This window comes from Leisingera sp. SA215 (assembly GCF_055902035.1).
Genome location: NZ_JBVVXU010000016.1, coordinates 1 through 8891, shown reverse-complemented (window position 1 = coordinate 8891; position 8891 = coordinate 1). Strand labels below are relative to the sequence as shown.

Genomic DNA, 8891 nt, shown 5'->3' with positions numbered 1-8891 from the left:
TTGGGCCTCCCATCCTCCCTTTTGTGTCTTTGGTCTTGACCCCGCCCCCCTCCCCCCCCCCCACGCCCAACGGAAGCGGTGCATCCGCAGATGCGGCGGCGGCGGGCGGGAGTACGCCGGTCTTACCCGGCGATGGCATTGCGGAAATGGGCAGCGAGTTTGGCGGCCTCTGCGGCACTGTCATGACGGTCCAGCACGCGCCTGCGGCCTGCCTGGCCCATGGCATTCAATTGCGGATGCGGTGTCTGTGCAAGGGTGAGGACGGCCTGTGCCAGTGCGTCCTCATCCCCGGCCGGCAGCAGCCAGCCCGTCTGCCCCGGCAGCACCAGTTCGGGCGTGCCTGCGATACATGTTGCAATCACCGGACGCGCAGCCGCCATCGCTTCCATTACCACCATCGGCAGTCCTTCGGCAAAGGACGGCATCACCAGTGCGTGGGACCGGTCCAGCTCTGCCTGCACTTCGGTTTCGGCAAGCCAGCCGGTCAGGGTGACGCTGTCCTGCAAGCCATGCGCGGCAATCGCGGCTTCCAGCGCCGGCCGCATTTCGCCGTCACCGATCAGCGACAGATGCAGATCCGGAAGTTCCTGCACCAGCCGGGCCATGGCGTTCACCAGCACCATCTGGCCTTTCTGCTCCACAAACCGCCCGATCGCCACCAGCCGCAGCGGCCCCTGCGGCAACGGTGCAGGATCGGCAAACCGATCCGGCTCAATCCCGCAATGCACCACTTTCAGGCTGTCCCACTTGCCGAAAGACGCCCAGCGGCTCAGCTGGCTTTTGCCAAAGCTGCTGACCGCCACGGTGAAAGCCGCGCGGTTGATTTTCTCGCCCAGCGACAGCGCTTGCGGCGCGTCGAACTCCTCGGGCCCGTGCACGGTGAAACTGTAGCCCGGCCCGCCCAGCACATGCGCCAGCATCGCGACAGCGGCAGCGTTGGTACCGAAATGGGCGTGGATGTGCTGCACGCCTGCCGCCGCGCTGCGCTGTTTCACATAGGCGGCTTCGCCGAGATATATCAGATGCCGCAGGAGGCCCTTGTCCGATGCCCGGGCCAGTCGCGCCGCCAGCCGCAGCGCTTGTGCGAAACGGGCGGGGGCTGCGGCCTCCCGCGCGAGTGCGGCAAGCAGGCGCCCGGCACCGGCCTGCAGCACGTAGCCGGTGCGCGCGGCCTCGGCCTGGTCCTGCGGATCCGCCAATGCCGCAGCCGGGGGGCGCATTGCCAGGCGCAGGATCTCCACGCCCTGATGTTCCAGCGCCCGCAGCTCACGCCGGATGAAACTGTGCGAAGGCTGCGGGTAAGTGTTCAGGACATAGGCAATTTTCAACGCGGCTGGTTCCGTGCAAATCTTGGGTCCGCGGCAGGTTAGCGGCGGTAGAGCAGCTTGCCCAGCGTCCTGTTGCGCTTGTCGCACAGGCATGGAGAATGGGCTGCGGGGGCGATGATTGTCATCGCATTCCGGCCCCTGCATCCCGCATTCCTGTTGCAGGCCGCCCTGCGATTGACGCCCCCTGCCCTGCCGCCTAGCCTGCGGAACCGGACGTTGGGAGATTGGCGCGGATATGCAGCGGGTTGCATCGCTTTTCATAGGTCAGGGGATGATCGCGCGGGTGCTGCGTTCGGCCTCCTGGCTGATGATCGGATACGGCGGCAGCCAGGCCTTGCGGCTGGCCTCCAACCTGATCCTGACCCGCATCCTGTTTCCCGAAGCCTTTGGCCTGATGGCGCTGGTGTCGGTGGTGACGGTGGGGCTGTCGCTGTTTTCAGACGTTGGCATCGGTCCGTCGATTGCCCAGAACAGACGCGGCGATGATCCGGACTTTCTGAACACGGCCTGGACCATCCAGGTGATCCGCGGTTTTGGCCTGTGGGCATTGACGGCACTTCTGGCCTGGCCTGCGGCGCAGTTTTATGGCGCGCCGGAGCTGCTGATCTACCTGCCCATTGCCGGTGCCGGATTGGCCATTGCAGGCTTCAACCCGACCCGCATCGAGACCGCCCACCGGCATCTGCTGGCGGGCCGGGTCACGGTGCTGGATCTGGCGGGCCAGGTTATCGGGCTAGCGGCCATGATTGCGCTGGCAGTGACCACGCAGTCGGTGATCGCGCTGGTTCTGGGCGGGGTGATCCAAGCGGCGGCGAAGCTGCTGCTGTGCCATTGCGGGCTGCCCGGTGCTGCAAACCGGTTCCGCTGGGAACGGGCGGCAGCGGGCGAGCTCATGCATTTCGGTAAATGGATTTTCCTGTCAACCGCCTTTTGGTTCCTGACGTCGCAAGGGGACCGGGCGATTCTGGGCAAATTCGTCCCGCTTGAGGTGCTGGGCATTTACAACATCGGCTACTTTCTGGCGAGTTTTCCGATGCTGCTGGGCCATGCGGTGAACCAGCGGCTGATGATCCCGGTTTACCGCGGCAAGCCTGCACAGGCCGCGCCGGAAAACCTGAGGCGGCAGCGGCAGCTGCGCAGCGGTCTGACGGCAGCGATCCTGGCGCTGCTGATTGCGATGGCCTGGGCCGGGCCCTGGCTGGTGCAGATCCTGTATGACGACCGGTATCTGCAGGCCGGGCCAATGATTGTAATGATCGCACTGGCACTGGCGCCGGCAGTGATCACCATGACCTATGACCAGGCAGCGCTGGCAGGTGGCGACAGCCGCGGGTTCTTTTTGTTTTCCGCGGCACGGGCGTGCCTGCAGACCGGGATGTTCCTGGGCGGGGCGGCCTGGTTCGGGCTGGCGGGCGGCATTGCGGCGCTGGGGCTGGCGATGCTGGCGGCCTATCCGGTGCTAGCGCGGCTGGCGCGCAGGCATCACGCCTGGGACCCGCTGCATGATGCCGGCTATGGGTTGCTGGCGCTGCTGGCGGGCAGTGCGGTGCTGCGCTGGCACTGGGATGCTGTAACCGCCATGACGGCCGCGATGAGCCCTTCCTGATCTCAGGCCCCGCGTCTGAACAGTCTGAACAGCCCGCGTTGAGGCCGCCGGGCGTCCATTACAGGGATTGAAACCACTGGCATCAGGCCGGTTTCCCGCTGCATCTGCGCGGCAGTGCGCAAAACCGGATGGCGCAGCTCCTGCAGAAAGGCCGCCAGCAAGGCCGCGATGACGCTGGCTGCCGCGCCCAGCAGGGCCTTGGTCTTGCGGGCGCCGGTGACCGGATAATCCGGCAGCGGCGCCGGCTCGATCACTGTCAGCCGCTCGGCCTGACGGCCGGTTTCCAGGCGGAAACCAACCTCGGCCTCGTTGCGGCGGGCGGTCAATTGCAACAGTTCCCTCTGCGCCTGCTCCAGGCGGCGGTCATAAGCGCCGAGCCGGCGCTCAACCTCTGGCGTGGTCTGCAAAGAGGCCTCCAGCCCGGTCTTGCGCTGGGTCAGCAGCTGCTCCTGAGCGTCCAGCGTGGCCAGCTGCTGTTCAGCCTCCGCCAGCAACCGGCGGGCCGTGGCAGGGCGTTCCGTGGCCTGCGCCTGATCGGCGGCGCGGCGGATTTCGATGCGTTCGCGGGCAATCTCCAGCAGGCCCTCGTTCAGTGCGGCAATTTCGGCGCGGCGGAATTCGATAGTGCCAGGCAAGGTCACGTCATTTTCATTGCGGTAGGCCGCAATTTCGTCCTCCAGGGCCGCGACCTGATCCGCAAGTGCGGCCTCCTTTCCGGCAAAGAAGCTGAGGGTTTCGCGGGCCTGGTCAATGCGGGTGGCGATACTGAGTTCGATGGTACGGCGGCCGAATTCGCTGGCGACCTGCTGCGCCTGTTCGGCAGTGGGCATCCGGGCGGTGATGGTCAGCACCGAAATGGTGCCGTCATCCGCATAACCTTCACGGGCGGCGGCAACGCCGGTGATGCGGACGGAGTCCCGCAGCAGCGCCACCTTTTGCAATTGGGTCAGCGCGGCCATGTCCGCGTAAAGGCCTAATTTTTCGATGATTTCCAGCACCGTGCCGCGCGCCATCAGGCGTTGTTCAATCAGCTGCATCCGGCGGGCGGAGGAACCTTCGACCGTTGATTTCGCCAGTTCACCGGCAATCTGCGGCTGGGTGATCTGCAGCACCTCGGCGGTTTCAAATTCATGCTGCTGACGGGCGGCAGACCAAAGCGACAGCAGGCAGCCGAGAACAAAGACGCAAGAAATGGTGAACAGCCTGCGCCGCACCATGTCCAGGAAATCGCCAAACGTGTATATCGGCCCCATCTGTCTGCTCTCTTGCGGCTGGTGCGCGCCAGCCGGTTGCCATCCATGCCTTCAGGCAGCCCGCCGGCCGCCGTTGCCCCTGTTCGGACCACATCAACCGGGCGAAACTATGACGCCCGGCTGCATGGCCGTCAGTTCAGCGGGCTGTCCGCCTTGCGTGCCCGGTTCAAAACAACGCCCAGCATTTGCGTATGGCCCGCCAGCATCTTCTCGCAGGCGGCCAGCTGGGCGGCCGTGGTGCTAGTGCCGTCCGCAACCAGCAGCACCCCGTCCACCTGCGGCAGGAAGGCGGCGGTGTCGTCATGCTCAAGCACCGGCGGCAGGTCGAACAGAGCGGTATCCGGGTCCAGCCGCAGCATCATGTCCTCCAGCACGCCGGCACAGCTGCGGCCCTGCAGGATTTCGGCGGCATCCTGATCCGCGGCGCTGTTCAGCCCGACTGCCAGCGTCGGCAGCGGGCGCAGCAGCTGATCCTCCAGTTGACCGCGGCCGGACAGGAAACCAGCCAAGCCCCCTGGCGCCGTCATGCCCACTGCCCGTGCGGCACCGGGGCGGCGGAAGTTCATATCCATCAGGATCGTGCGGCTGTCCGGCACCCGTGCCAGGCTCAACGCCAGGTTCACGGCCGAAAAGGTGGTGCCGCACCCGGCGGCGGGCGCCGTCACCGCAACCCGTTTCCAGCCGCGGGCCTTCAGCGTGTGCAACAGCCGGGTGCGCAGAAGGTCAAAGGACTTGGCCGCAGGATCTGCGCGGAACCGGCTGACCAGCGGCAGGCGCGCCTGCGCCTGCGCGGCAGCGTCGAACGGCACCTGGCGGATTCTGTCCCAGGGCTCAGGCAGGGTTGCGGGCAATTGCGCAGGCGCGGCAGCGGCAGGCGCAAGCGAGGGCTGGCTGCTGCCATCATCAGCGGCAAACGGCATGGCATCCGCCGGCGCGCTGCGGCGGCGGAACCGTCTGAAGCCCTGCTCGCTCATGCCGTTTTGTTCTCCCTCCTGCGGGCTGCCTGCCGGACCGGCAGCACATGCCCCTGATAGTGCAAAATGCGTCACAACCGCGTTTCCTGCAATGGCTGACCGGGCGGCGGCGGGCACTCGGGCCGGGGCCTGCAGCAGATCAGACAAAAATTAATATCCCGTCCCTTTCAGCACCACGCCGGCAGTGCGCCAGATCAGCCCCAGATCCCGGCCCAGCGACAGGCTGCGCCGGTACTCGAAATCGGCGCGCATGCGGCTGGCAAAGCCGGCTTCATTGCGGACCGAAACCTGCCAGACGCCGGTGATACCCGGACGCAGTTCATTATAGGCGCTGGCATCGCCATACAGCGGCAGCTGTTCCGGCATCATCGGGCGCGGGCCGACCAGGCTCATATCGCCGGCCAGCACGTTCCACAGCTGCGGCAGCTCGTCCAGCGAGGCCGCACGCAGAAAACGGCCAACGGCTGTGATACGCGGGTCGTTCTTCAGCTTCTGGGTCTCGTCCCATTCCTGCCGCAGCGCCAGATCGGTCTTAAGATAATGCAGCAGCAGCCGGTCCGCATCGCGCACCATGGTGCGCAGCTTCAGGATCCGGAAGACCTGCCCGCCGCGGCCCAGACGGGCCTGCGTGTAAAACGGCCGGCCGCCTTCCAGCCAGAGCGCTGCCGCACATAGCGCGATCAGCGGCAGCACCAGCGGCAGGCTTAGGAACACCAGCAGCAGATCCAGCCCCCGCTTGCCTGCTGCAGCATAGGCACCGCCCGCGCTTTGCCCGGACAGCCCCGTCTGAGCGATGCCCTTCAAAGCCGCATTTATGTTGGCTGCTTGCATCGGTCGTGCTGCCATCGCTGGACGCCGATGTTCGATTTCAGCCTGCATAAAAGACAGCCCCGCCCCTCCGGGAACCATGTCTTTCATTCAACAAACCCCGCTCTCCAGCCCCAAATCCTGCTGGACCGCCGCCTGAAAAGACGGCCGCTAAAACTCACCCCGGCTTTCCGCATGTCTTTGTCCGCGAAACGCCATTACTGATTTTCAAATTCAGAACCGGGCACGCCCCCACGTGCCCGTTTCTTTTTTGCAAACCGCCTAATTCCCCGGCGGCAGTTCATTGCTGCATTCTCCAGCAGCCTGACTTATTTATAGCAAATTTTAGAAATTCCGTGCAAAATGTGAGAGCAGGCCGGAAATTTCCCGAAAACCCCGTTTAAATGGCTGCCGCGCGGAGACAATTCACGCAGATCGCAAGTCATTGTTCACGCTGAAATGCGGATCCGGTATTGGAATCAGAGTCGCCGCGGCGCCATGCTGCCGGCTTATTTTCCCCGGAATTGCCCCGGGCTTTGGCCTGTCCAGCGCCGGAACGCGTCGCTGAAACTATTCAACCCTGAGTAGCCTAAGAGAAACGCGATTTCGGCCAAGGCCAGACCGCTTTCCCGCAGATAGCGTATCGCCAGCGCCTTGCGCAGTTCCTCAAGAATGGTGAAGTAGCTGGTGCCCGTTTGCGCCAGTTTCCGCGACAGGGTCCGCGGGCTCATCCCCAGATCCGCCGCCACATTGGCAAGCGTTGCCGAGCCGCCGGACAGCCGGGCGGAAACCGCGTCCTCGACCTGTGCCGCAAGACCTGTGTTTTTGCGGCCCCGCACCTGGCCTTCCAGAATCTGATCCCCGTAAGACCGCAGCAGCCGCAGCAGAACACGGTCGGCGCCGGCCAGCGGCAGCTCCAGATCTTCGGGCCTGAACACAAACCGGCTGGCCTGGGCGCCGAACTCCACCGGGCAGCCGTAGAAAGCCTGGACCTCATCCCTTCCGCTGCTGCGCTCATGGCTGAAGGCAGCCGATTGCGGTTCAATCCGGGCTTCGGTTCCGTCGCGAAGGGCGGAAAAGAATATTGCTGCAAGAAACTCGATATACTGACGTGCGCGCGACCCGGACGCCCCCCTGCACGTCCAGGTGAACTCGCCATGCGAGGCAAGCCGGGAAGTATCTATTTCCCAGACGTCGCTCATCACGCCGGCATACCGTGCGATGTTGCGCAGAAAGCAGCCGGCAGTCGGCGAGCTGCGGGCGATATAGCCCAGCAGTCCGGCCTTGCGCAGATCCGTTGCACAGCCGAGGCGGAAGCCGAATAACCGGTCGCCGGTCAGCGCCGCCGCACGCTCAAAAAGGCCCGCGATTACTGCAAACGGTGCTACGGGGTCTTCCTGGTGCAGCAGCGCCTGGCCGAAACCGGTTCCCGCAAAGACCGCCCTAGGCGTATAGTCCCGGGCCAGAAGATGGCGCGCGGCCAACTGGGCGAAAATTGCATTATGCGGTGCCGGCGTGCCGGGCATGTCTTCAGTACCTCTTGTCACTGTTCAGCGCAGGGCGCGTGTTTCCGGCGCGGCACAAGCCACGAGGCCGGCAAGTCCTGCGCTGCTTGCCGCCGCCCCTGGCCGGGGCCGCCCGGCACTGAACGAGCGCAGCGCCGCCGATGCCGCAACAGTACTGGATTTTACGAACCGGGCGCAGAGCCGGACAGCCAGTCTTTTGCACAAATCCTGGGCGTTTTAGTCTATGGCGCGTATAGCTTTAGCCTATGGCGCGTATACTTGCGCAGATTAGGTTCGCCATACGGGTGTTCCGGCCCGTACCGGCAGGCGGGCGGCCCGCTTGCCGGAGCCGGGAATCAGCGCCATAAGCCCGGTGACGCAATGGCAGAGGAAGTGAGGGCATCATGCAGCCTCCCCGTAACGGTCCCGGCTGGCTGGCCGCAAATCTGGACGGAGACACGCTTTCAACCTGGGAAATGGCCGGCGGCACAGCGGGGCCGGCCCAAGTGCTGCGCCTGCAGGACAGCCGCCCGCCTGCGCTGGCGGCAGCGCTGCGGCAGCTGCTGGGCGGCGCGCCGCGCCCGGTGCTTCTGGGCGGCAGCGCCCTGGCGCCGCCGCATCCTGTCCCGGTGCGGCCTGCAGAGTTGCCTGCAGTCGAAACAGATTTGGACGGCCTGCCGGTTCACACCCTGCCAGGGCTGAGCCAGGCTGCCCCCTGCGGACTGATACAAGGCGCTGTGGCTGCCATCAGCGGCTTCCTGCGGCTGAACCCGGATTGGGACGGGGTGATCTGCCTGCCGGGAGCGGTGACGCATTGGGTGCAGATAAGCGCCCGGGAGGCGGTCAGTTTTCAAAGTGCTTTGACCGCTCGGCTGGCACAAGCAGCGGTACAGGGCATGGCGCTGGACACGGCAGGACCCTGGGACAAGGCAGCATTGGCTGAGGCGGTGGCAGACGGCATTGCCAAACCCGAGCATCTGGCGGCACGGCTGGCCGCGGTTCAGGCGGCCGCTGGGCTGGGGCAACTGCCTGCAGAAACGACACGGGCGCAGATTTGGGGGTATTTTCTGGGCGCCGAGCTGGCAGCCGCCCGGCCCTACTGGCTGGGCCAGAACCTGGCCTTGATCGCCGAGCCGTCTCAGCAGCCGCTCTATGCCGCCGCTTTGGGGGCGCAGGCGCTGCCGGTCACCTTGGCGGACCATGCCCGCATGACGCTGGAAGGGCTGAAAGGGGCCTGGCCCGGTTAGATGAACCACACGCAGGCCTTCTCTACCTGGCCTGACCAGCACGCTCCCGCGCCTGCAGGCGCCCCGGCCGCGCCGGTCCGCCTTAGCAGCCTTGGGCGTGGCGCCGCACAAAGTGCGGCGCCACAACCAACAGGGGCAGGACCTCCGGGAGGAAGGCCGAAACCGGGAGGG

At 65.5% G+C, this 8891-nt stretch carries 7 protein-coding genes; 2 read left to right on the top strand and 5 right to left on the bottom strand.

What is annotated here, in order from left to right; translation table 11 throughout:
- Positions 1-122: 122 nt before the first annotated feature.
- Positions 123-1328 (bottom strand): glycosyltransferase, encoded by a 1206-nt coding sequence (locus tag AC0KW6_RS16010; RefSeq protein ID WP_474035383.1) that lies wholly within the window; start codon positions 1326-1328, stop codon positions 123-125.
- Between the two features lie 235 nt (positions 1329-1563).
- On the opposite strand from AC0KW6_RS16010, the gene AC0KW6_RS16005 reads away from it, so the two are divergent.
- On the top strand, positions 1564-2934 hold the full coding sequence (locus tag AC0KW6_RS16005) for an oligosaccharide flippase family protein (protein ID WP_323782623.1): 1371 nt from the start codon (positions 1564-1566) through the stop codon (positions 2932-2934).
- Positions 2935-2936: 2 nt separating this feature from the next.
- On the opposite strand, the gene AC0KW6_RS16000 is transcribed toward AC0KW6_RS16005, so the two are convergent.
- From AC0KW6_RS16000 to AC0KW6_RS15985, 4 genes are all read right to left on the bottom strand, one after another.
- Positions 2937-4187: a GumC domain-containing protein gene (locus AC0KW6_RS16000; protein WP_474035382.1), complete on the bottom strand. Its 1251-nt coding sequence runs from the start codon at positions 4185-4187 to the stop codon at positions 2937-2939.
- A 131-nt stretch (positions 4188-4318) separates the two neighbouring features.
- Positions 4319-5161, bottom strand: a complete 843-nt coding sequence (locus AC0KW6_RS15995) for a CpsD/CapB family tyrosine-protein kinase (RefSeq protein ID WP_474035381.1) — start codon at positions 5159-5161, stop codon at positions 4319-4321.
- A 150-nt stretch (positions 5162-5311) separates the two neighbouring features.
- Positions 5312-6007 (bottom strand): sugar transferase, encoded by a 696-nt coding sequence (locus AC0KW6_RS15990; RefSeq protein ID WP_323782631.1) that lies wholly within the window; start codon positions 6005-6007, stop codon positions 5312-5314.
- Between the two features lie 470 nt (positions 6008-6477).
- Positions 6478-7515, bottom strand: coding sequence for an AraC family transcriptional regulator (locus AC0KW6_RS15985; protein ID WP_474035380.1), 1038 nt, complete (start codon positions 7513-7515; stop codon positions 6478-6480).
- A 362-nt stretch (positions 7516-7877) separates the two neighbouring features.
- Between AC0KW6_RS15985 and AC0KW6_RS15980 the strand changes: the two genes are divergently transcribed.
- Positions 7878-8720: a 2-dehydro-3-deoxygalactonokinase gene (locus tag AC0KW6_RS15980; RefSeq protein ID WP_474035379.1), complete on the top strand. Its 843-nt coding sequence runs from the start codon at positions 7878-7880 to the stop codon at positions 8718-8720.
- Positions 8721-8891 lie beyond the last annotated feature (171 nt).

Coding starts and splice junctions, on each gene's coding strand:
- AC0KW6_RS16005 (WP_323782623.1), top strand. CDS start 1,564: ATGCAGCGGGTTGCATCGCTTTTCATAGGTCAGGGGATGATCGCGCGG.
- AC0KW6_RS15995 (WP_474035381.1), bottom strand. CDS start 5,161: ATGAGCGAGCAGGGCTTCAGACGGTTCCGCCGCCGCAGCGCGCCGGCG.
- AC0KW6_RS16000 (WP_474035382.1), bottom strand. CDS start 4,187: ATGGGGCCGATATACACGTTTGGCGATTTCCTGGACATGGTGCGGCGC.
- AC0KW6_RS15980 (WP_474035379.1), top strand. CDS start 7,878: ATGCAGCCTCCCCGTAACGGTCCCGGCTGGCTGGCCGCAAATCTGGAC.
- AC0KW6_RS15990 (WP_323782631.1), bottom strand. CDS start 6,007: ATGGCAGCACGACCGATGCAAGCAGCCAACATAAATGCGGCTTTGAAG.